The sequence below is a fragment of the Ruegeria sp. ANG-S4 genome (assembly GCF_000814005.1).
Taxonomy (GTDB): domain Bacteria; phylum Pseudomonadota; class Alphaproteobacteria; order Rhodobacterales; family Rhodobacteraceae; genus Ruegeria.
On record NZ_JWLK01000001.1, the window covers coordinates 128,754 to 151,534 of the forward strand.

Here is a 22,781-nt window from a genome sequence, read left to right on the forward strand (position 1 = left end):
GAGGCTCCCCAACTGAACTGGTCCACCGTTATGCTCAGGAAACGGAGGACCACGTACGGCGCAACTCGACCTGCTTTCTCGATACGGGTCAAGACTATCAGACGCGCGGCTCCGATAAAACTAATCTGGACAGCAGGGCGGTTTACTGAGCAATCCGGTTCGCAGCGATCATAGCGCAAATCTGACAGATCGTGGCACAACGCGACACATCTATTGGTGTTTTAGCAGCGTTCTATTCCGCGCTTACGCGATCAATTTTCTCAATCGCTAGCATCCAAGGAGAAACCCAAAAGGCTTCACTAGTTTCAAAGATTGCGAACAGTACGACCCAGCCCAACCAACCGTTCTCGAAAACTCTGGAACGCCGCATAGAGTACAGGAATCATAATCAGCCCAAGAGTGCTGTCGAGGATCATTCCGAACAGTACTGGATAGCCCACTGATATTCTTGCAGCTGCTCCTGCTCCGCTGGACAATACCAAAGGCAAAACACCAACTATGAAACACAGGCCTGTCATCGTAACCGGCCGGAACCTGATCTCAGCTGCTTTTAGGGCCGCATCTTGAATGCCTAAACCATTGGATCGCTGCTGATTGGCGAATTCAACCACCAAGATTGCTTTCTTGGCTGCCAAACCAATCAGTAAAACCATCCCAACCTGCGCAAAAATATTGCTGGTAAGGAAAGGCAACAGCGCCAGCGGGATCAATGCCCCCAACAGTGCGAAAACAACAGATGAGATTATCGACAGCGGTAAAATCCAGCTTTCGTATAAAACCACAAGAAAAAGGTAGGCCAGCACCAGTGCTGAAAGCATGATATACGGCACAAGACCCTTTGCCTTCACTTCTTGCTGGGTCACACCGGACCACTCGATCTGAAATCCATCGGGAAGGGTTTCGTAGGCAATCGTTTGAACAGCAGCGATCCCATCGCCTGAACTGACTCCGTCAGCCAGCTGAGCGCTGACGGAGGCTGCTGTAAAAAGGTTGTAACGTGGGACAGTGTCCGGTGCGAGGATCGGTTCACTACTAACGAAGTTTCGAACCCGCAGAGAGTCTCCAGAACTGTTTTTTACGTAGATATTGTCGACGTCATCCAATGTCTGCCGGAATTGAGCATCGGCGGATATTACCACCCAGTAAACCCTTTCATTTAACACAAAGTTGTCGACGAAGTACGAGCTTAGGTTGGATTGCAAAGCCGTAAAGATATCGGCCACACTTACGCCGAGGGTCTCTGCTCGGTCGCGGTCAATCGACAGTTTATACTGAGGGCTCTGGGCTGAAAAATTGCCATGCGCCCGCGAAAACTGAGGAGCCGCATTCAAAGCAGTTACAAAACCTTTCATCACCGAGTCCAACTTTGCCCCGTCGCCGTTTCCGAGATCTAACAATTCCAGAGAGATTCCCCCGGTTGATCCAAGCCCATGAATGGTCGGGAAAGGAAAGACGTATGAAACCCCCTCAGGCAGTGTCGCGAGTTGGCTTTCCAATCGATGCATGATCGCGAACCATTGCAAGTCCCTGCTAGTCCGCTGATCCCATGGCGCTAAAGTGACGATTGCCATCCCTGCATTCGAGCGACCTCCGGCCAGCATCGAATGACCCGAAACAATTGTGACTGACTCAACTCCCGGTGTCTGCTCGATTAGCGCACCTGCTTCATCCATAAACGCTTGTGTGCGTTGTAGTGAGGCGCCGTCGGGCAACTCCATTGATGCCATTAAAACGCCGTTGTCTTCTTGCGGGATCAGGCCAGTCGGAACAGAAACAAAGAAGTAAATAGTCAAACCTACGGCCCCTGCGAAAGCCAGTAGCGACATCGCCATGTAACGAAGCATGAAAGCGACAAGGCGCAGATACTGACGCCGCAACCAGGAAAGCCCAGCCGGTACTAACGCCAAAGGTCCAAACGGCTTTCTGCCTGTCTTGAGCATTATTGCACACAAAACCGGCGACAGAGTTAGCGCATTAACTGCGGATAAGACAAAAGCGAAAATGATAGTGAGCGCGAACTGGAAATAGATTGTGCCGGTTACACCAGGGAAGAAGCAAACCGGCACAAAAACAGCCGCCAAAACAAATGTGGTCGCAATGATTGGGCGGTTCACTTGAGACATCGCTTTTAACGTGGCTTCTCGAGGATCCAATTCCTCCTCGCGCAGAATTCGCTCTGCGTTTTCGACAATGATGATTGCATCGTCCACAACCAACGTTATTGCCAGCACGAGAGCAAATAGCGTTATCATGTTTGCGCTGAAACCGATGCCATAGATCAGCGCTACCGTCCCCAAAAGCGAGACGGGAATAGCAATGGCTGGTACGATGGTGCCGCGCACGCTGGCCAGAAACAAGAAGGTCACCGTGACAACAAGTCCGGCTGTCAAAGCCAAAGTTTTCAAGATGTCCCGGATTGAAACACGCACTGCATCCGTGACGTCATACGTAACTTCATAGGACACGCCCGGCGGAAACTTTTTTGACAAGTCCTTCATTAATGCTTGCAGGTTGTTCGAGATTTCTAGCGCATTGGCTGAGCTTTCTTGATATACGGCGACGGTTGCAGAGTCTTTTCCGTTCAATTTAGTCGAACCGGAATAGGTGGCGGAACCTAACTCGACCCGAGCGATATCCTCTAGTCGAGTTACTGACCCATTTGCGTCCGAAGCGACGATAATTCGCCCGAATTCCTCTGCATCCCGCAGCAAACCCTCCGCCCGCAGCTTGAACTGAAAGTCCGTTTGGCCATCTGCGAACGGTGGTGCTCCAACTTGTCCAGCGGCCGCGATGACGTTCTGATCCTTGATCGCGTCGGCTACCTCGGCCGCAGTAATACCTAGCGCAGCCATACGCACCGGATTGATCCAGACCCGCATGCTATATTCCAGCTGGCCGAACTGCCGAACTGCGCCTACCCCTGGCAACCTTTGCAAAGGATCGTGAAGGAAATCAGCGGCATAGTTGCTAAGATACAATTCATCTCGCGATCCGTTTGGCGAGGTCAGGTTAATGACAACGATCATATTTCCAGACCGCTTGGTTACCTCAATTCCCTGCTGCAAAACGGCCGATGGCAGTTCGGAGCTGGCCAGCGCGATACGGTTTTGAACCTCAACAGCGGCTACGTCGGGATCAGTGCCCAGTTCAAAGGACACATTCAGCATGTAGGTGCCATCGTTCGCGCTTTTGGACGCCAAAGACAACATACCCGGTATACCGTTTACGCGCTCTTCAATGGGAGTAGCCACAGACTCCAAAATGACTTGTGCATCCGCGCCCGGATAAGAGGTATCAACATAGATCTGTGGAGGCGTGATGTGCGGATATTCGGTGATCGGGATGAGACGGACACAGACCGCTCCGAATATAACCATCAATATCGCTATAACTGCTGCAAAATGCGGCCTGTTGATGAAGTAGCGCGCGATCAAGCCGGACCCTAACCTTGACTTTCGACCGCTTTCACGACCAAACCATCATGAATTTTTTGAAGACCCTGGACTACCACACGGTCACCTTGGGTCAGACCATTTGTGACCTCGGTTTTGGTAGACGTTTGGGTGCCGATCTCAATATTCCGTCGGTTCGCTTTACTCTGATCATCGACTAAAAACACAAAGTATCCTTGCTTATCAAATTGCACAGCGTTACGCGGCACGGTCAGCACCTTCAGGTCGTCGGATCCAGTCAGACCAACACTCACGAACTGGCCTGGAATCAAAACTCCTTCCGGGTTGTCAAAGCTAGCGCGTAGTTCAATGGTGTCAGTATCCTGATTGACGCTGTCGCCGACAAAAATGACCTTACCCTCCGCTGGATAGGTCTCTCCATCTGCCAATATAATTTGGGTCGTCAGTTTGATATTGCCTTTGTCAATGAGCCCTTTCCGACGCTCCTGTTGTAGAACAGGCTCAGAGATAAAAAAGCTAACTAGCATCGGATCAATACTGTTTACAGTCGCCAGAACACCGGTGTCCGAACTCACAAGATTGCCTGCATCAACAACAGACAACCCGATGCGTCCATCAATCGGGCTGACGATTTCGGTATAATTCAGATCAATCTGCGCAATCTTGAGATTTGCATGTGCTTCATCTACCGCCGCTTGCTCTGATGCGTAATCTGCTAACGCTGTGTCCAGCACCGACTGCGGTATATCTCCCTTATCGAACAAGGCCTTTTGCCGATCCAATTCGGTCTTGCCCGCCTGAGCGCTGGCTTTTGCGCTTTTAAGCGCGGCCGAAGCCCTATCCACGCTGGCAGCATATTTATTCTTTTCTATGCGGAATAGAACATCGCCTTTCGACACCGTTCCACCCTCGACAAAATTGACCTCCTCTAAAAAACCTTCCACCCTTGCTTGCAGATCGACGCTTTGATCTGCAACTACGCGACCGACGAACTGATCTTGTTTTTGCAAATCCTCTAGCGTCGCTGACGCCACCATCACGCTGGGAACAGTCGCTTCGGACTGAGCCGCTGCCATTGCCGGCAGAAACAAGTAAAAGAGTATTGAACCAAGCAGATCAGAAGGTTTCAAAAGGCCGCCCTTTTGCTAGATTCATTCGACTATCTCCGCATCAGTACGGCGGCGCAACGGTTTTCTCCTGCGGCGAGGCTAGCCCAGTTTTAAGTGCTCTACTCATCCCTTTACGGGAACTCTCGCTATCGCGAACGACTTGGTCTCAAGGGATCCGCCTAACGAAATTCAGGCGACGCTATAGGTGATATCACGCTGTTTTTGCAATCGTTGCTCTGTTCAAAATCTGCGCAAGAAGCTTGATAGAACACTTTGAAAATCTACTCGATATTGGTCCACATCATCAAACTTTGAGGTAATAACTGCCAATTCTGCGTTAGGGATCATTTTTGAAAGCGACGATGCATAATCAAGCGGGTGAATGATGTCATTGTCAGTTCCAACCACCAGGGTCGGCACATTTATCGAAGCAACATCGTTGACACTCAAACTTGGTCCGTCCATGGAAATCCGCGCAAGCAGTTCCGCAGTGATATCGAGCGGTTGTCTGTCGAAAAGCTCGAGAAGTGCACTCAAATTGTGAGAAAAATGCTCCGATAACATGCTGTAGAGTTCACTTTTTTGAAATTTGCTTAGCGCTGTGTGGGGATCTTGACGAAGAGATCGCCCGATAAGAAGTAGTGGAAGCAAGTTTGATGGTGCTTGAGACATCAGCCAGGCTGGACGACCCACCACCAATGCTCTGATAAGCTCAGGTCGCTGAACGGCCACACGCAGAGCAACGGCAGAACCCATTGAAATACCGCCGATTACGACAGGCCGGGAAGCTTTTGCCTCTATGAGCGCAATCACGTCGTCTGTGAATTGTCTGATCGAGAAGTCATCAGCAGGCCCGGCTTCTGAGTCGCCATGTCCGCGAAACTCCATCGCTACAACACTTGTAGCTGTATCTTGCGGAAAAGCCTCAATTGGATATTCAGCGGTGTCGCACAAGCCGTGTTGAAACACCATGGTGTCATCTGTGAACTCGCCGTGCACAGCTAGTTTTACACCATCGCAATCAAATTTCGATCTCACAACCATCTGACATTCCTAAGTGGAGCTCTCGGTCGATAGCCAAAGCTTAAAACACAATTTATTCTTTTCGTAGTGCCGTATCACTGTTTTGAATCAGGATTGCGTTGTCAGTTCGAAGAGCAAACGAACCCAATCTCAGTGGAATTTGTCCATACTTGTTTCAAGCAGAGATCTTTCCTGTTGAAACCGTGGCGGCAAAAACAGCGATCCAAGCAATAAGCCAGATTGCAAAATGGATTTTCTTCGGCTGATTTTGTACTCGGACAGCAACGGATGACGCAAGAACCGCGATTATCGGTATCAAGGCGACCCAAGGCACAATGACGAAAAACAGCGGCAAAAAGAGGGGTGCCGAAAGGGCCAACACTAGGGCTGTGAATAACGCAAAAAGCAACCCTGAAGTCGAATAGTCTTCCAACTCAAGCACAGTTGTGAAAGCGCCAGACAAAGCAAGCCCAACGCAAACGGGAAGGCCAGCAAGGATGAGGTCAAAACGACTTTCCAAAGGCCCATCGCTCTTTCTCGTCTTCCGATTGATGTATTATCCAAAAAACATGCACGTTGTTTGATTTGGAAAAAATAAATTTGGCATTTCAATGAACGTTTTCGCGACTCCAAAGGCAGTGTCTCTTTGAGCAGACGTTTGTTAGCGTAGGCGATGTGAGGCGATGGTGTTGGGTTCTATGAAACTGATTTTGCGGATAGCTGGACATGCCGCGCTGCTCATTGTTGTCGTGACTACGCTTTTCTGGACGGCCTTAGCGTTGCCTGTTTTCTCCGGCTTACGAACGCCGGTTCTTGAAAAGATGCTTTCAGAACAAATCGGACAGACAGTGCATATTAGAGGGGATGTGAGCGTCGTTCTTGGAGCAACAACTCACGTCCGCGCAACCAAAGTGGAAGTGCCCAGCGAGACCATAGAAAACGTGAATTTGGCAGCTCTAGAAGTCCTGGAACTTGAACTAAACCTGCCAGCCTTGATTTCAGGTCAGATCGACATCGACAACTTGATCATCGATGGACTGAAAGTTCGACTACTGACCGACGCAGACGGGATGCAAAGCTGGGTTGCGACCAATCGGCCTCAGGTTAATACGACAGCATTGGGGATACAGAATGATACGGGTGGTATTTTAGATTTCCTGAGCGACAAGACGGCAGCTTTCACGTCTGTTTCTCTGATCGCGGACAATGAGACAACTGGTTTCGAATTCGATTTCGAATTGGAAAATCTGCATTTGGATCAAATCGGTAACAATTCCGGTGCAACAGTGACAAGCCATGGCACCGTGAACGGGCAGAGCTTTCAGATCAAAGGTGATTATCCACGAGGCCAGCCATTCACAACAAACGCGAACTTCGGAGCGATGCAGCTTGACTTCAACGGCAGCCCTATCTCGATGGAGAATGGTGGCGGTTTCAAAGGCAAACTGACCTTGGATACAGGTGAAATCGGCGATCTTCTGGAACTTCTCCGACTGGATCGCGATATAGAAGGTCGTGCAAATCTAGCGGCCGACATAGAAAGCCAGAACCCAAAGCTAAAAGTCTCAGATCTCAGCACGGGCTTAAACCTTTCAAAAGGCCAATTGCTGACAGTAGAAGGCTCTATCGAAAATCTGATCGGCTTTGAAGGTATCGATCTTGCAGTTGACGGACGCCTCTATCCGCAGGGTCATCCACCTGAAACGGCCACGGATTTAAAGGACTTAAAGCTCACCGACGTTTCAACGCACGTTGTTGGCACTGAAAACGCGCTGGAGTTTCAGGATCTGACTCTGACGACCAATGCGTTTGACAATGAATTAAAACAGATAGGTCCGGTTCGCTTTGGCCGCCTGTTTCGCGCTGACAATGGTAATCTGATGCTGGAAAAAATTAGCTTGCAGGCGGGACCACAGGATCGCCCCTACTTTTTGGCCAAAGGCAACGTTAAAGACCTGTTGCGCCTGAAAGAGGTCGACTTTAGCGGTACGATGTCGATACCGTCATCGCTGTTTTTCCAAGGACTTAGCGCAAAATCGCTTGGCAGCTTCGAAGGCAGTTTTTCGGTGGACGATCTAAAGGGGTTCCTAAGCCTCAACAAATTCGATGCGCAGACCGTTGATACGGAATTATGGATGCTCAGAACCCAGGCCAAACTAGGGAATGTAAACGAATTTGAAAACCTGTCCTTCGATTTCAATCTGGATGTCAGGGACAGCGCCCGTTTCCTAGCGGCCATTGGACAGAAAACAATCAAAGTCGGACAATTAAAGGTCAGCCTGTCCGCAAACGGAAAACAAGACAACTTCTCAAGCGTACTTGCGCTTAGATCCGGAAAGTCGCAACTGAGTGCCAAACTTGAGACATCCACGTCTGGCGCGCGTCCACTGACGCAAGGCATGGTTTCCAGTCAGAGTATCGAACTTCAAGACGTTAGAAACGCTTTTGCTTTTGTCTCACGCATTGCAACAAGCTTTCGCCAACCCGGAACCAGTGGCGTAAAGCACAAGGTGCCAAAAGGCAAAGTCAGTGATCTTGTCGAGGTAGAAGATTTTCTGCTCGATCAGGATGTCGATGTGTCCATTGACATCAAAAAAATTGAGGGCCAACAGGGAATAACCAGCCTGTCCAGCCATCTGAAGGCAAATAACGGCCTTGCCCAGCTTGGGCCCGTCGATGTTGCCTATGATGGAGGTCATTTCTCCGCTACGGCAAAAATGAATATCGTGAAGAGCCCGCAGTTGCTTTCACTTCAAGGCACAATAAAGGACTGGAACCTGGCGACCTTGTTCAACGAGTTTAATACCAAATACTCGGCAGTCGGACAGCTTCATGGAAATTTTGATTTTATTGGAAATAGGCGCTCGATAGAGGCCTATACTAACTCGATGAGAGGCTCCGCATCTATCCTGATGACAAATGGTGGAATATCAACCAGTCTTCTCGAACTATCCGGACTTGGCATTTTTCCTTGGTTGATTTCTGAAGAACTGAGAAAAGGTTACAGCAAGATTACCTGCCTGGCAGCTCCTGTTAAAATCGATGCTGGCGACGTTTCATTCAGCTCGTTTGTCGCGGAAACCAAAAAGGTACAGCTTGTTGCCCACGGCGATTTGGATTGGATAAAGAACACGATTTCAATTCAGGCCGAGGCCCGAAAACTCGGCAGGCCCTTGTCGCGGAGCGCGTGGCCGTTCGAGGTCGTTGGGACGCTGACGCATCCGAAAATCAAGCTTCTTCACCACAACGTTTTCCAGAAACGCGCGGACGGAGCGACAGAGTTCCCCGAAAACCGAAGATCCTGTGTTCCGGATATAGATCAACTGAGGCAATAGGATAAGACTAACTTTGTGTTGCACAGAATTGGCGGGTTATGCGGCATTTGATATTGTCCTCTATTTGTTTGACATGGGTAGTGTTCGGGCCGTTCTTGGAGAGGCACTGGCTCTTGGGATTTGGACGAGTTGGTGCGTGGCTCATTCTGGCAATAGCTTTTCTTGGCGCCATCGCTTCTGTCATCGCCCTGATTGGCTCGCTATTGATCGCGGTCTCGTACACGCAAGTCGGCCACGTGCTCGGTGATCCACGCTGGGTACTTACCTGCCCAATTACGGTGCATTTGCTGGCCGTTGGGTTTTGGGTTGCGGCTTTAGCACCGCTTCATAAGTTCGCGCTACAAGACTCTGACTACGCGATCCTTCGGCGCTTCGGTGAAATCGCGGGCGTAACGGTGCCGGTCCTTGTTCTTGTCGGGCTTGCATTTGCCTGGTTCATGAGTGGGTCTCTCACGGTGGTACTCTCCACGTCTTATGGCCAAGCACTTCTTATCACGGTGACCTTCTTTTCCGGGTTGCTGAGCCTTGCTGCCTTGAACAAGCTGAGGCTCGTTCCCGCATTAGAACAAGGTGGCGCAGATGCGGCGCCTAAGCCGCGCCGTTCAATCAAGATTGAGGGCTTCGTCGTCCTCTTGATACTGATTACGACAGCAACACTTACTTCTGTAACCACCCCGCCTGTGAACCTTTGAGAAGAGTAGGCTCATGACATCGCTTTCACGTCGCTCGTTTGTAACTGGTCTTTCTGCGGTTGGAGCAATTCCCTTTCTACCAAAAAACAGCCATGCCAACGGAACTCGGACGGTACTTCGAGCAACGACATCATCAGCGCAACTCACCCCTGAAGGATATCCACGAACGAATGTTTGGGCCTATGCCCAAAATGGTGCCGGATCAGTTCCAGGCCCTGAGATAAGGGTCAAGGCAGGGGAGCGGGTGTCGCGCACGCTGTTGAACGAACTGCCACAGCCTACAGCTGTACACTGGCACGGCATACGTATCGACAATGCAATGGATGGTGCCGCTCCACTCACTCAAGCACCTGTGCCAACTGGAGGTGAGTTCGATTACGATTTTGTCTGCCCCGATCCTGGAACATACTGGTATCACTCCCACAACCGGAGCCGGGAGCAGGTGGCACGCGGGCTCGCAGGACCATTGATCGTGGAAGACACTGAACCCTGGCTGGGCCTACCCGGCGCGGCCACTCGCGAATTGATCCTTATGCTAGATGATTGGTTGCTCAATGAAGATGGATCGATTGTAGAAGATAGATGGGACGATCTTCATGCGGCGGCCCATGCAGGACGGATAGGTAATACAGGGACAGTAAATGGACAGTCATACCCGGAGTTTGCACTTCGCCCGGGGGAGCGTGTGCGCCTGAGGATGATCAACTTCGCAACCGACCGGATCATGCCAATTCGCTTGCCGGACCTATCCCCGACCCTGATAGCGCTGGACGGCCATCCCGTTGCACCGCGCAGCTTGGAAGTCTTGGAACTGGCGCCAGCGCAGCGGGCCGACATAGTCGTTGACGCACCGGCGACCCATCCAGAAAAGACCAGTCTCTTGCTCGACATTGGAAGAGGAAATCAAGTGGAGTTTGCCTCGTTCCATATTGAGGGCGAACCAGTACGGCCTTCAGAAGAAAACGTCCGACCATTACCATCGTGGAAAACGCTGCCAGAAATTGATCTAGCATCTGCGCAAAACCAACCTCTGCGAATGGATGGTGGAGCTATGCGGGGTATTGATCAAGCCACTTATCAAGGCGAGACGATGGATTTCCGCGAACTGACATCTCGCGGCATGGCATGGACATTCAATGGGGTCGCCCATGGTATGGACGAACCATTGTTTGTGGCCGACCTTGGTAGAACGGTACGCATGGAGTTAGTCAATCGCTCAGCGTTCCCACACGGTATACATATCCACGGACATCATTTTACGGTTCTTTCTCGCGGCGGTGTTCCTTCCCCCTACAAAGACGTTCGGGACACTGTTCTCATCGGCGCTGATGAAACGGTCGAACTAGCTTTTGTCGCGGACAATCCTGGCAAATGGATGATCCACTGCCATATGTTGTCGCATCAGGTGAGTGGGATGATGGGTTGGTTCAAAGTCGCTTAATCAAATGAACCATTGGTCCGCTTAGAAGTCGCTCACGCTTAGTGCAGTGAATGACCGCAACGTGCCCAAAGTTACGTATTTCATCGAAGTCGCAAAGGCACTGGTTTTCTGACGCTACGTTAGATACACAAGTCCAAGTTTACGAGATGAGTTGCTATGAAGATCGGTGAAATTGTCGAGAAATCTGGTTTGACGGAGCGGATGCTGCGCCATTACGAGAGTCTTGGGATCATTGCACCAATAAAGTCGGCAAAGGGTACGCGACTTTATAGCGATGCCGACTTGTCGGTTGCGCGCTTGATTCATCGGTTGCGATTGCTGGATATCGGATTGGATAGCCTCTCTGAAATAGCACAAGAGCGTCTGAAACATCAGACCGGTGATGAGTCGGCATCATCTGTTGGGGGGTTGTTGGATAACCTTGCCGAGCTGCTTTCTGAGAAAGCGCAACAGGCTTTGGAACTCAGGTCTGAAATTGTCGAAGCATCCAAGACAGTCAGTAAGTGCCAAGGTTGCAAGAACGTCCCGGCTCCGGAAACTTGCCCGGATTGCCCGATGAATGATGTGGTCCATCACAATTCAGTGGCCGCGATGGTCTGGAAGTAGTCAGTAACGAAACACCTGACCGATAATACGCCACCGGCATTCAAATTTTGTGTTTTCGTGCAAGCCCCAAGACGCGAGGCGTGGTTCTGGAAACTCAATGCCACACCTGGAGGCCGCTTGGACCGCAGACCATGACGCCATTTCGGTCTCAAGACCTTCTGGTGTAAGCCACTTTGTGAGGTGGAAGTGTGGGACCTCAATGCGCAGTCCTGGGAACTTGAAACCTTTATATCCGCTGACAACCCACTTTCGCTCCGTCTCCCAAAATGGGGAAATCGCTTCAAAGACGGGCGCATAGGCCTGAGTTACCTGATTTGGTAACTCTGCCTCTCCCCACGAAAAGGTTCCAAATATCCCTCCCGGCCGCAGAACCCTTTTTACCTCTTGAGTGTATTCATAAAAGTCGAAGTGGTGCGCTGCTTGCATAGAAAACATGAGGTCTACACTGCTTGCCGAGAATGGCAACGCCTCTGCATGGCACTTTTGCACGGGACAGTATTGCAGCGATTTATGTGGTGGCGCCGCATCGGTGGCAATGACTTGGTTGAACATCGGTTGCAGGTAAGCGGAGAGTTCGGCTCGACCGGCTCCGCATTCCACACATAGGTCACGCTTGAACGGTAAAGCAGCAAGCCACCGCAGAAACACTGCGGGGCCTCGCTGCATGCTGAAATCCATATCCTAATTGATCATTGTAAGAAACTTCTGATGTTCACCGTCGTGCATCGTGTGACTTAGATCAGGCTTGGGAAACTGCCCGTTTGTGGCAGCAGTAAAGTAAGCGCCGTAGGCGCGCTGCATCTCGCCCCAAACATCACCAAAAACTTCGCGCTTGGGCGGGATAGGAAAGACCGAGCACCCGATGATATCGCTCGATACGTGGAAAATTCCGTGTGCATGGGGACCAGACCCCAAGCTGGCCACGGCCACAGGCAAGTTTTCATAGCACCACCTCGTAAGCTCTACAGATGTATGTTCGAAAAGGGCCGCAAAAATGCCAGCGTCAATCGAAGCCTTCACCAATTCGACAATCTGGGCGGCTTCTTCGGCCGTTCGTCCTGCGGGCGAATGGCCAGAGTTCATGACGGCACGTTCACCTTGAACACCAAAATGACCCACAACAGGTATCCCGGCATCTACGATTGCTCGGATGTGATCTACAGTTCCAAGAGAGGGTTCGATATGAACCCCGTCAGCGCCAAGTTTCACCACTTTTGCTGCGTTGCGTACTGACTCTTCAATCGAGATACAGGCCGTTGTGTTTGGCATATTGCAAATGATGAAAGGAGACGACGCGCCCCTGAGAACACCTTCAAGCATGTAGAGTTGTTCTTCGAAGTCGACCGTTGCCATGGACGGATGGCCCATAAGTCCCATGGGTCCTGGACTGCCGCAGCACAGAAGGTCCATTCCAAGCTCTTCTGCCATAATTGCACTTGGCGTGTCATGACACTCCATGCCGACGATACGCTCGCCCTTTTGTACTTTTTCTGCGAGGTGCTTCAGTCTTGTCTTTCTGCGCATTGTCTTGGTTCCTCCCACTGCGTCTCTATAGCTGGCGGGATCATTATCTTACATTGATGTTAGATTCGCAATCCTAGTTTAGACGGCAGCTTTGTTCGCAAAGTGGACATACATGGCGATTTTGCGAATGACCGAGTGGAACCCAAACTGACATCTGGGTTTCCTTGTGCGGATCAAGAGTTATTGTACAAAAAAAGAGTGCGGCGCGTATCCTCGTATCAAATCTATGCCAGCAACCAAATGAAATCGTGACACAATGATGTTTCGCTTTAGGAGGGCAATTTGACCGAACGCATAACTCTCAGAGATGGCAGAGCACTCACTTTTAGCACTTACGGCGATCCAAACGGAACACCCGTGATTTTTAGCCATGGTTTTTCCGACTCTCACGTCATTCGTCACCCCGACGACAATCTGACTGCTTCTCTGGGAGTGCGATGGATTTCAGCCGACGAGCCCGGGGTTGGAGGGTCGAGCCCAAAGGAGGATCGGCAAATGGTCAACTGGGGCGCTGATATGGAAGATCTGGCCAACCATCTCGACCTTGATACCTTCAACGTAGCGGGCCATTCCGGAGGCGGCCCCCATGCTTTGGCGGTGGCATTTCATATGCCCGAACGTGTGCGCAAGGTCGCGCTCGCTTCGCCTGTTGCACCATTCGATGAGCCCGGTGTCACCAAAATGCTGGTGCTAAAGGACCTGAAGACCATCGCGAAACTGCGCCACCTGACCTTCCTGATCCGCTGGGCCGAGCGTTCGGGCGCCAAAAGTGCCCTCAAAGACATTCCATCCTATGTGGAGTCTGTCGTTGACCAAATGCCTAACGAAGCCAAAACAATACTTCGCAATCCAGAGCAGCAAGCCTTGTTCGAAGAGAACTTTCGCCTTGGTTACCAACAACACGAGGAAGGTGTTTTTGAAATGACCATGGCACTTTGGGACTGGGGTTTCTCACCGAATGAAGTCCGGCAACCAGTGAATCTATTTTATGGTTCTGCGGATGACATTATTTCACCGGAAATGCCAAGACACCTTTGCTCCGAGCTTCCCAACTGCGCAGCCCATGAGTGGCCGGACGCTGGACATTACGGGTTTGTGGATCGCGAGCGGTGGATCGAATTTGTCGGCGCGGTCGCTAGTCTGTCTTAGCAAGCCAAAGGCGGAATTGTCCCGCGTTGCCGCCATTTGGTTCCGGCAACAGCCGTGTTTTGTCATGCTTCGCTAGCGAAGGTCTGATTTGAGCCCAACGTGCTCAATGCTTCGGCTTGCACGAACGGCCGCTTCACGCAAACCCTGGGTCAATCATTTGTTCGTGCACCTGAAATTCGTGCAAGAAGTCCTCCTCCAAGAAATGAGCAGGCCGACGCTTATATTTCTTCCGGATTTGATTGATGCGTGACTGAAGACCCATTTCTTCTATTAGCTTGCGCAATGCGCCAACTTTAAGGCCTAGCGCGTTAGCTGTGGGCTTACTGATAGAGCCGGATGCCTTGTCGATTTGGTTTAGAATAGCTTTCTCGCTAAATTCAAACCCGTCGAATTCGAAATTCGATTGCCAATTGCGGTTCACATAAAGCGCCATGATGTCACTTCGAGCCGCAACAAAGGTGGGGTGACCGGGATAGGGAAAGCCTACATCGGTCTCAGCAACAACCGATATCGTCGGTGCCGTGTCCTCATAGAGATACAGCCGATATCCCCGGTTTTGATACGGGGCCATACCCTTGAGTCTGCCTCGCCAATGTTTGAATATTTCCTCGACGAACTCGACACGGTATCCAAGGTCAATCCAAGGATGATAATCTGCCCACCATTCAAGCGCCCAAAGGTGAATGTGGTTATGGCTTGAGTGCCGTATAGGCTGATCGCCTTCGAATTTAAGGGAAGCGTTGCAACAGCCTTCAAAGAACTCAGCAAGTTCGGGACACTTCTTTTGAGTCCAATCAAAGACGCTCACAGGAACTCCAGCTACTTTAAGCCCAACAAAAACTGCCTTCAAATTCAGTGCAAATAGCGTTGCTAGACTCGACACAAAATTCCTAGAGACGCAATAACAGACATTTGTGCGTCAAGAAACAACGGCAGCTTTGGTCCGCATAGCGGGCGTTCAAGCAAGATGCAGCGAATGTCTGCAACGCAGACGCAAATGAAATGATGATCTAGTCGGCGAAACAAGGCAATTCTATCGATGCATTACGACTTTCAGTCGTTTTCTTGGAAAACCAATGAGACTGACAATGCAGGTGAATCGCATCGCCAATCTCATTGGGTCCGGGGAGTTAAGAATCGCCAGGATATTCAGCTTGCCAGAGCCAACTTGTGCACGTGGATTTCGTTGATCGGGTGACTTTCCGCGCCTATGACGCCGGGACGCGAATGCCGATAGAGTGACCGCCAGTAAGGTTGAATAATAGTGCCGTCGTCCCGCATGAACTGCTCGATTTTTTCCATATGGCCGCGACGCGTTTCTGCATCCGCGATTGCTGAGGCTTCTTCCAGCATGGCATCAAATTCGCTGCTGGCCAGACCGGTTTCGTTCCAGGCCACACCCGATTTGTATGCCAAGGTCAGTACTTGTACACCCAGTGGCCGATGCCCCCAGTCGGTCGAACTAAACGGGTACTTATTCCAATCGTTCCAAAATGTGTTACCCGGCAGTACAGTGCGCGTTACCTTGAGCCCTGCGTCACGCAATTGCGCTGAGAGCGCATCGGTCGTGTTCCTGCGCCAATCATCGTCAATGGAGAAGATTTCGTGCTCATAATCGAGCATGCCGGCTTCCTCCAACAATGCACGTGCACCCTCGACATCCCTTTTTGGTGCTCCAATGTCTGCATATTCGGGATGAATGGGGCACACGTGGTGGTTTTCACCCAGAGTTCCGCGATTTGCGTATCCCAATTCTAGCAATACGGCATTGTCACAAGCCATCGCCAGGGCACGGCGTACGCGCGCGTCCTCGTAGGGTTTTACTCCTTCCACTTCGGCGTCCCGGTTTGTTCGTAAAACCATAGTGTTGGCCGAAACGGACTCGCTCTGGTTCCAACCGATACTTTCGTAGATATCGACAAATTCTCCGACCGTTTCATAGGTCATGTCGATTTCTTCGGACTCTGCCGCAGCCAAATGCGCCGCCCCGTCAGTGCCGTAGTCGATAAACTCGATACGATCCAAGTAGGCGCCTTCGCCCCACCATTGGTGATCCGTGTTTTTCTCCAGAACGACTTTTTCACCAACCAGATATTCAACCAGTTTGTATGGTCCCGTGCCGACCGGGTCATTTGCTGGATCGCCAGACCAACCGTCGGGCACGATTGCTGCCGGGTATTCCGTGACAGCGGGGATAATGGTGATGTCAGGGCGCGTCAGCTTCAGTCTCAACGTTAGATCGTCGACCACCTCCAATGCCCCCTCCGCGGGGCCATCACCGGCCTCGTTCTGTAAAGAACCCATACGCGCAGCCATGGAGTTGCCTTCCCAAGTGCCGTCACACCATCGACCAAAGTTATACGCCACATCCTTTGCTGTCAGCGTTCCACGCCCGTCATTCCAGTTCACGCCTGGCCGGATACGCAGAACATACTCCGTCGCGTCGTCGTTCACGTCCCAGCTTTCAAGCAACCGGGGCTCGAACGTACCGTCAGCATTATATTGAACCAGATATTCCAGAAATCCTCGGACAACGTTTCCGAGCTGTGGCCAGTTGTAAAGCGGCGGATCAAGCTGTGCGCGAACAACTTGCTGGATACGAATTGTCCCACCAGGCTGAATATCGGTCGCAGCCTGCGCAGGCTGCGGCAAGCCAATCATCGAATAGGCAGCCGATGCCGACAGCCCCAGCGCGGTGACGCGTGTCAAAAACTCGCGACGACTAAGGGTTCCCTCAGCAACTTCTTTGGCATGCATGCCAATCGCTGGATGAATGGATTGATCTTGGCTATGATGGCTCATCTTTTGCTCCCATGTTGCTCTTAAGCTGCTTGCTAGCCCTTTTTGACATTTTTGATGCATATACTGTCCGATTTGCAGTAGTTGAGTAGTTATGAATGACATTAACAGAATTAATACTAACCTTAGTCGCAATCTGGTGGCGCTCTATGCTTTTGAGGTAGTCGCGCAATATGGAACGTTTACCAGCGCAGGTCAGGCGCTTGGCCTGACACAGTCCTCTGTCTCACAACGGATTAAGGGTCTGGAAGCCGATTTGGGCGTCGTTTTGTTCCATCGCGAGCATCGCGGTGTCTCGTTGACCAATGAAGGCCTACGGCTTTTTAACGTGGTCAGTCCGGCAATGCGGCAAATGGGCTATGCCGTTGGTGCTCTGATCGAACGCAAATCGAAACCAAGGGTACGGATTTCTGCCGATTTTGCGTTCTCGACGTTCTGGTTGCTACCGCGTTTGGGTTATCTTCGAGAGGAAATCGGGGATGAGATCGAGATTCAGATTTTGGCCTCAACCGTGCCACCCGGTCTGGGTGATACCGATTGCGATATTCAAATCCATGTTGCGCCCAAAGACAGCATCAAACCCGACGAAGTACTACTTTTGGAAGAGGTTGTGGCCGCAGTTTGTAGCCCGCAGCTTTTGGAGAAGATTGGACCAATCCGATCCGCAGCGGATCTCCTGAATGTTCAACTTCTCAGCTTGGCAAAACCCGCAACCGCTGCATGGCAAACCTGGCAAGGGTGGTTTGACGGGTTGGGTATAACGGGCGAACGCAAGAAAAATTACATCAGCTTCAACAACTATGACATGGTGACCCAGGCTGCTTTGTCAGGTGAAGGTGTCGCTTTGGGTTGGATTGGTTTGATTGATGATCTGCTCGGCAAGGGCTCTCTGGTGACCCTCACGGACGATTTGGTCGCCAGCGATGCGGGTTACGTGATGTCGCGGAGCAATAGCAACTCGGGCCGGGGTCCCAGGCTTGTGTTCGATTGGATCACGGAACAAGTTCTCGCAGCATCTTCGAAATAGTGTGTTGTTGAGCTGTTCGGTGGACCTCATCACTGGGTCAGGCTGATACGAACAACGAGTTCTTTTTTGACACATTGAAACAACGTTGAAGACCTACATCTGTGCGATCATTGGAACTGTAAATCCCGGTTTGGGCCGCGAGCGGCCACTTCCGCGAAGCGCGGGAAACGTGACAGTGAGCCAAAAGTGGCGGATGCTGTATCGATTGAAATGGCCAACTATTGCGTAAAGCTGACATTCCCACAATGAAAGTGGACTTGGTTTCGTTCCAACGCCGTTTGGCCTTTGTTCGTATTTGAGCAACTGTAATTAGATCTTTTTAGCGCCGCTCGTAGTGAAATTAGGTAAGACGCGACTACTTGTTCTTCATGGATCATCTCGAAGTAAAGTCTGCAATTGATCTCTGGGCGTGGTTGGAACGAAACCACTCGTCTAGTGACAGCATTCTGCTCGTTACGTGGAAAGCGGCGCATCAAGATAAATATGTCAGTCGCGAAGAAGTCCTTGACGCTTTGATTGCGTATGGCTGGATTGATGGCAGAAGGTTTGCTGTTGATGACAACAGAACATCACAACTGATATCGCCGCGCAAACAACAGGCGTGGTCGAAGAGTTACAAGGACCGCGTTGAGAGGTTGCGGAGCGAAGGCAAAATGAAGCCTGCTGGTGAAGCTGCGGTCGAGGCAGGACAGGCATCTGGCCTTTGGGAGTTCTACGCCGAAGTGGATGCGCTTACTGTTCCGGTTGATCTTGCGGCCAGTATTGATATTGGCAAATGGCAGAGTTTTCCTCCATCTTACCAAAGGAACGTCCTTCGTTGGCTTCACCTGGCAAAGACTGAAGAAACGCGAGAAAAACGAATAATCGAAATCGCACATGCGACGAGCATGGAAGAGAGACTTCCGCAGATGTAGCGAATTCACCGCTGGGAAACTTTCACACCTTTCCTAGCGTTAGTTTTGACCGCAGTGTAGCAATTGGAACAGCGTGGCCACTGATCAGCAGTTAGACACCCCTCTGGGTGCGAAGAAGCGCGAGAACATTTCGACGGTTGCTTAATGTGCGATAACTCGCCTCCAATTAACCAACTTGAACCCATCAGCGACCAAACCATCAATACGAAAGGCGAGGGAGACACAAGTGGCTGATTGGTTTTTGTTTACAGGCCGCATCGAGCCAATGGAATGGGGCAAGAGCACCTATACGGTCTTGCCCATCCCGGATGAAATTGCCGCTGCGCTCAAACAATTGGGTACGAAACGCGTGGAAATCGAGTTGAATGATCATCCTTTCAATATGGCTCTCACGAATTCCCCAGCCATTTCTGAGACCTTTGTTTACACCGGGAAGACTATTCTTCGTTCGGCTGGTATTTCACCCGGTGAGAGCATCGACGTCCGCCTACGCAAAGCTGATCCAAAGGTCGTGGAAGTGCCAAACGACGTGATATCGGCCATTCGCACCGCAGCTCTCAGTGACACGTGGTCTGCGTTGACACCAGGCAAGCAACGCGGTCTTCTTCATACCGTTAACACTGCGAAGCGAGCAGAAACGCGCGTGAAACGCATCGCGCAGTTGATCAGGTTTTTACGCGAGTAATGCAATAGATGCGCCTCAACAACGTGCTGTCGAGTGTTGAGGTGCGTTGGTCGCGTAAGCCGACATTTGTTCGACCGTTTTGAACGACAGCTATTTTCCACATTGCAGTCGTTGGCTACATTTCGGCCAACATCCGCTATGAGCCCAAAACGGATGTGCACTGAACTCAAGCAGAATTGACTTTCGCGGCTTTCATAAAAAAGGGTTGAGAGTCTCCTTCTATAATTCGAAGAATCCCAAATCATACCAAGGTGGGAGGAGTTTCTATGAAGACAGCGGTTGTGACTGGTGCCGTGGGAGGCATGGGGCAGGCCATCTGCCGCCAATTGCAGACAAACGGGTTGCATGTGATTGGTCTGGACCTCAAAGAAGAGCGTCTAAGCGAACTGGCATCAGAACTAAGTTCGGACTTCACACCTATTTCAGTTGACCTAACGGATCCTTTGGCCGTGGATCAAACGTTCGAGCGCATTAAGACAGCCCATGGCGGTCTGGATGCTTTGGTAAACAACGCTGGCACTTGCTTCATGTCTGACTTTCCGAACATTCCGCCCGAGGAACTCAAAAAACAGATGGCAATCAACTTTAACTCGGCATTCTATTGTTGCCAGCAGGCGGTCCAATTGATGTTGGAACGCGAAGGTATCAAGAAGATTGTAAATATCTCATCGAACGGTGCTTATAATTTTGATGTGTTCGACCCTCCCCATTACCGGGCTTCAAAAGCGGCGATGGATACCCTTACAAAAGACCTTGCCCGTCGATACGCACGGGAAAAAATTTGTGTGAATTCTCTGGCACCTGCCATGACTGAAACGCCGCTATTCAATGTGTTGACTGAGGACGTCCTGGAGAAAGCTGTTAATGCCATGCCTCATGGACGCGCGATGCTACCCGAGCAAATCGCCTCTTGGGTCGGTTTTCTCATTTCGCCGGCTGGCGATGCTTCCAGTGGGAACGTGATTATTCTGAACCAAGGACGCGACGTCAGATAACTCTGTGGTGCGACATCACTTTTCGGGAAAGTGGTCCAAGGGGTGGGATCAACTGTAGACTTCTGGTGCTTTTTTCAGAACAGGCCACTGCTTTGGACAATGCCCATAGATTACAAAGGCATCGCGCTCGGATGCCAAACGCATCAACCTGTCTGCGCTGGCAATTGCTGCATCTTCGTCCCAAGACCCGGCAAACTTCTCGTCGATTTCTGCTGGTCGTGAGATCGCATCACTGGTCAATAAAACCGTTCCAGACGGAAGATCGACCATTACCGCGATCTGGCCAGGCGCATGACCAGGTGCCATCAAAACGAAGATACCCGGCCCAATCTCTACGTCGCCATCAACCAAGAGATAATCCTGATCGGGCCATTCCAAAGGCCTTATGTCGCCCCAATACAAGGGGCGAGGTAAGGCTCGCTCCGCAGAAGAGACAAGAATTGGACTGCTTGGAAAGTCGCCCAATGCACCGATATGGTCGATATGGGTGTGCGTACAAATCTGTAGTGTAATATCTGACGGAATAAGCCCAAGTTTTGCCAGCTGTGCGCGTGGCAGATTATCTGGTTCGCACTTCAGAACCTCGCCAAACTCGAACAATCGATCTTCTTTGACCGCGGCGTCGGTATCAATGACGTATTTTTCAGGAAATCCAGTGTCGATGAGTATTGCTTCTCCCAAATCTGTCCGGATCAGAAACCCGCAGATCCCTATGATACGGCCAGTGGAATGGACCTTGAACAGCCCGTAGTCCAAAACCACAAGGTCAATCGGTCGCCCTTTGACAAATCCCTCTGCTTGCACAGACTATCTCCCTGATTGGCTACAAAGATTTTGAGTAGAGCATGAAAGTCAAGATACACACACTTTTTCAATACCTACTGGATACCACGGAAGCAGATCCAGAAGCTTTCGTTGGGTTTTCCTTGTCCGAGTCGCCGCGCTTGGGTGAGTTCATGGATGCGCTGGATCCAGCGCTGCCGTTGGATTGGAACCAAAAGAGCTTTCGGGGTCTGCCTGCTTTACGACGGCATGTTTTGGACCGCGCTGGCTTGTCTGATGTTTGCGAACCAGACGACGTCCTGATCACCGCCGGCGCCGCGGAAGCCAATTATCTTGCATTCATGCAATTGGTCCAACCGGGCGACGAAGTCGTAACGGAACGCCCAGGCTGGCCACAGGCGGGCGTATTGGCAGAGGCAGTTGGCGCGACGCTAAAAGTTGTCGACCGCGAAGAGAGTGCTGGTTGGGTATTGCCGCTAGACGAAGTTGAGGCCGCAGTAACGGAGCGCACTCGGCTCATCTTTATAACCAACCCCAATAACCCCACCGGGCAGTTGATGACCCGAGCAGAGTTGGAAAGGCTTGTTCAGATTGCAGATCGCGTCGGAGCATGGCTGGTTGTTGACGAGGTTTACGCAGGATTGGAGTGGGTCGGATCCCGCGCCCCTTCGATTGCCGGTTTGTATCCCAGGGGTATCACGACGGGCAGCGTTTCCAAGGCACTGGGGCTCCAGGGGCTGCGCACCGGCTGGATGATATGCCGTGATCCAGATCTAATTTGGGACGCTATTATTCTGCGGGAAAACTCGAGCGAAATTATGAATATTCTCGGCGAAGTCATCGCCGAAATCGCCTTGAGGTCTGACCGATATAATCAGGCTTTGAAAACTGCACGGGCAGCTGGGATGAAAACGTTGGAACGCCTGGATGGATTTGTTGCCGATCAGCCCAACCTCGATTGGGTCAAACCTCAGGCTGGATTAATTGGTTTGGCACGGCTCGATGGGATTGATGGCGACGTGTTCGCCAAACGCTTGCTCGCCGATCCCTATCGGACATTTCTACTACCGGGTTCGTCTTACGGGATGCAGAACCACATCCGACTGGGTGTGGGGGGAGGTGCTGCTGCCAACCTCGACCTTGGCCTAGAGCGCATGGGCGAACTATTGGCAAACTGGTAGATTTAGGACACTCATTTCGACGGTTCGGGCTGCAAAGTCGGTCAAATAACGTTGCCCGTCCCAAGCTGACACTACGCCCAATTTTGGTGCAAGTTCACCTGCCAT

Annotated in this window: 19 protein-coding genes; 10 read left to right on the forward strand and 9 right to left on the reverse strand. The window is 51.2% G+C overall.

Translation table 11 applies throughout. From position 1 onward, the window contains the following. Nucleotides 1-305: 305 nt before the first annotated feature. The 4 genes from RA28_RS00690 to RA28_RS00705 form a co-directional block, all read right to left on the reverse strand. The gene (locus tag RA28_RS00690) at nucleotides 306-3,434 is read right to left on the reverse strand and encodes an efflux RND transporter permease subunit (protein WP_039522615.1); all 3,129 of its coding nucleotides are present in this window, start codon (nucleotides 3,432-3,434) and stop codon (nucleotides 306-308) included. An 8-nt stretch (nucleotides 3,435-3,442) separates the two neighbouring features. Next, nucleotides 3,443-4,489: an efflux RND transporter periplasmic adaptor subunit gene (locus RA28_RS00695; protein ID WP_193747332.1), complete on the reverse strand. Its 1,047-nt coding sequence runs from the start codon at nucleotides 4,487-4,489 to the stop codon at nucleotides 3,443-3,445. A 273-nt stretch (nucleotides 4,490-4,762) separates the two neighbouring features. Continuing rightward, entirely contained in the window at nucleotides 4,763-5,566 is an 804-nt protein-coding gene (locus tag RA28_RS00700; RefSeq protein ID WP_039522617.1) for an alpha/beta fold hydrolase, read from the reverse strand. A 154-nt stretch (nucleotides 5,567-5,720) separates the two neighbouring features. Beyond that, a complete protein-coding gene (locus tag RA28_RS00705; protein ID WP_152611981.1) occupies nucleotides 5,721-6,065 on the reverse strand; it encodes a hypothetical protein in 345 nt (114 codons plus the stop codon). 178 nt (nucleotides 6,066-6,243) lie between these two features. Between RA28_RS00705 and RA28_RS00710 the strand changes: the two genes are divergently transcribed. From RA28_RS00710 to RA28_RS22115, 4 genes are all read left to right on the forward strand, one after another. Then, the gene (locus RA28_RS00710; RefSeq protein ID WP_193747333.1) at nucleotides 6,244-8,880 is read left to right on the forward strand and encodes an AsmA family protein; all 2,637 of its coding nucleotides are present in this window, start codon (nucleotides 6,244-6,246) and stop codon (nucleotides 8,878-8,880) included. 113 nt (nucleotides 8,881-8,993) lie between these two features. Next, the gene (locus RA28_RS00715) at nucleotides 8,994-9,572 is read left to right on the forward strand and encodes a copper resistance D family protein (RefSeq protein WP_193747334.1); all 579 of its coding nucleotides are present in this window, start codon (nucleotides 8,994-8,996) and stop codon (nucleotides 9,570-9,572) included. Nucleotides 9,573-9,585: 13 nt separating this feature from the next. Further along, on the forward strand, nucleotides 9,586-11,013 hold the full coding sequence (locus RA28_RS00720; RefSeq protein ID WP_039522635.1) for a multicopper oxidase family protein: 1,428 nt from the start codon (nucleotides 9,586-9,588) through the stop codon (nucleotides 11,011-11,013). Nucleotides 11,014-11,169: 156 nt separating this feature from the next. After that, nucleotides 11,170-11,619, forward strand: a complete 450-nt coding sequence (locus RA28_RS22115; protein WP_052261219.1) for a MerR family transcriptional regulator — start codon at nucleotides 11,170-11,172, stop codon at nucleotides 11,617-11,619. Here the strand turns inward: RA28_RS22115 and RA28_RS00730 are convergent, their stop codons facing one another. Continuing rightward, nucleotides 11,620-12,297, reverse strand: coding sequence for a class I SAM-dependent methyltransferase (locus RA28_RS00730; RefSeq protein WP_039522636.1), 678 nt, complete (start codon nucleotides 12,295-12,297; stop codon nucleotides 11,620-11,622). A gap of 3 nt (nucleotides 12,298-12,300) precedes the next feature. After that, the gene (locus RA28_RS00735; RefSeq protein WP_039522639.1) at nucleotides 12,301-13,143 is read right to left on the reverse strand and encodes a 3-methyl-2-oxobutanoate hydroxymethyltransferase; all 843 of its coding nucleotides are present in this window, start codon (nucleotides 13,141-13,143) and stop codon (nucleotides 12,301-12,303) included. Nucleotides 13,144-13,425: 282 nt separating this feature from the next. Between RA28_RS00735 and RA28_RS00740 the strand changes: the two genes are divergently transcribed. Next, nucleotides 13,426-14,292, forward strand: coding sequence for an alpha/beta fold hydrolase (locus tag RA28_RS00740; protein ID WP_039522642.1), 867 nt, complete (start codon nucleotides 13,426-13,428; stop codon nucleotides 14,290-14,292). A 133-nt stretch (nucleotides 14,293-14,425) separates the two neighbouring features. Here the strand turns inward: RA28_RS00740 and RA28_RS00745 are convergent, their stop codons facing one another. Next, nucleotides 14,426-15,142 (reverse strand): hypothetical protein, encoded by a 717-nt coding sequence (locus tag RA28_RS00745; RefSeq protein WP_039522645.1) that lies wholly within the window; start codon nucleotides 15,140-15,142, stop codon nucleotides 14,426-14,428. Between the two features lie 299 nt (nucleotides 15,143-15,441). Further along, nucleotides 15,442-17,094, reverse strand: a complete 1,653-nt coding sequence (locus tag RA28_RS00750; protein WP_039522648.1) for an ABC transporter substrate-binding protein — start codon at nucleotides 17,092-17,094, stop codon at nucleotides 15,442-15,444. 136 nt (nucleotides 17,095-17,230) lie between these two features. Between RA28_RS00750 and RA28_RS00755 the strand changes: the two genes are divergently transcribed. The 4 genes from RA28_RS00755 (at nucleotide 17,231) to RA28_RS00770 (ending at nucleotide 20,712) form a co-directional block, all read left to right on the forward strand. Continuing rightward, on the forward strand, nucleotides 17,231-18,118 hold the full coding sequence (locus RA28_RS00755) for a LysR family transcriptional regulator (protein ID WP_193747335.1): 888 nt from the start codon (nucleotides 17,231-17,233) through the stop codon (nucleotides 18,116-18,118). A gap of 368 nt (nucleotides 18,119-18,486) precedes the next feature. Then, nucleotides 18,487-19,032, forward strand: a complete 546-nt coding sequence (locus RA28_RS00760; protein WP_039522651.1) for a YdeI/OmpD-associated family protein — start codon at nucleotides 18,487-18,489, stop codon at nucleotides 19,030-19,032. A gap of 226 nt (nucleotides 19,033-19,258) precedes the next feature. After that, a complete protein-coding gene (locus tag RA28_RS00765) occupies nucleotides 19,259-19,717 on the forward strand; it encodes a YdeI/OmpD-associated family protein (RefSeq protein ID WP_152611983.1) in 459 nt (152 codons plus the stop codon). A gap of 266 nt (nucleotides 19,718-19,983) precedes the next feature. Next, nucleotides 19,984-20,712, forward strand: a complete 729-nt coding sequence (locus RA28_RS00770) for an SDR family NAD(P)-dependent oxidoreductase (RefSeq protein WP_039522657.1) — start codon at nucleotides 19,984-19,986, stop codon at nucleotides 20,710-20,712. 48 nt (nucleotides 20,713-20,760) lie between these two features. On the opposite strand, the gene RA28_RS00775 is transcribed toward RA28_RS00770, so the two are convergent. Next, complete coding sequence (locus RA28_RS00775) at nucleotides 20,761-21,516, reverse strand: N-acyl homoserine lactonase family protein (protein ID WP_039522660.1); 756 nt, start codon at nucleotides 21,514-21,516, stop codon at nucleotides 20,761-20,763. Nucleotides 21,517-21,557: 41 nt separating this feature from the next. Here RA28_RS00775 and RA28_RS00780 point away from each other — a divergent pair, with 41 nt between their 5' ends. Continuing rightward, nucleotides 21,558-22,676 carry a pyridoxal phosphate-dependent aminotransferase gene (locus RA28_RS00780; protein ID WP_039522668.1) on the forward strand — a complete coding sequence of 373 codons (1,119 nt, stop codon included), beginning with the start codon at nucleotides 21,558-21,560 and terminating at the stop codon, nucleotides 22,674-22,676. Nucleotides 22,677-22,781: the final 105 nt, after the last annotated feature.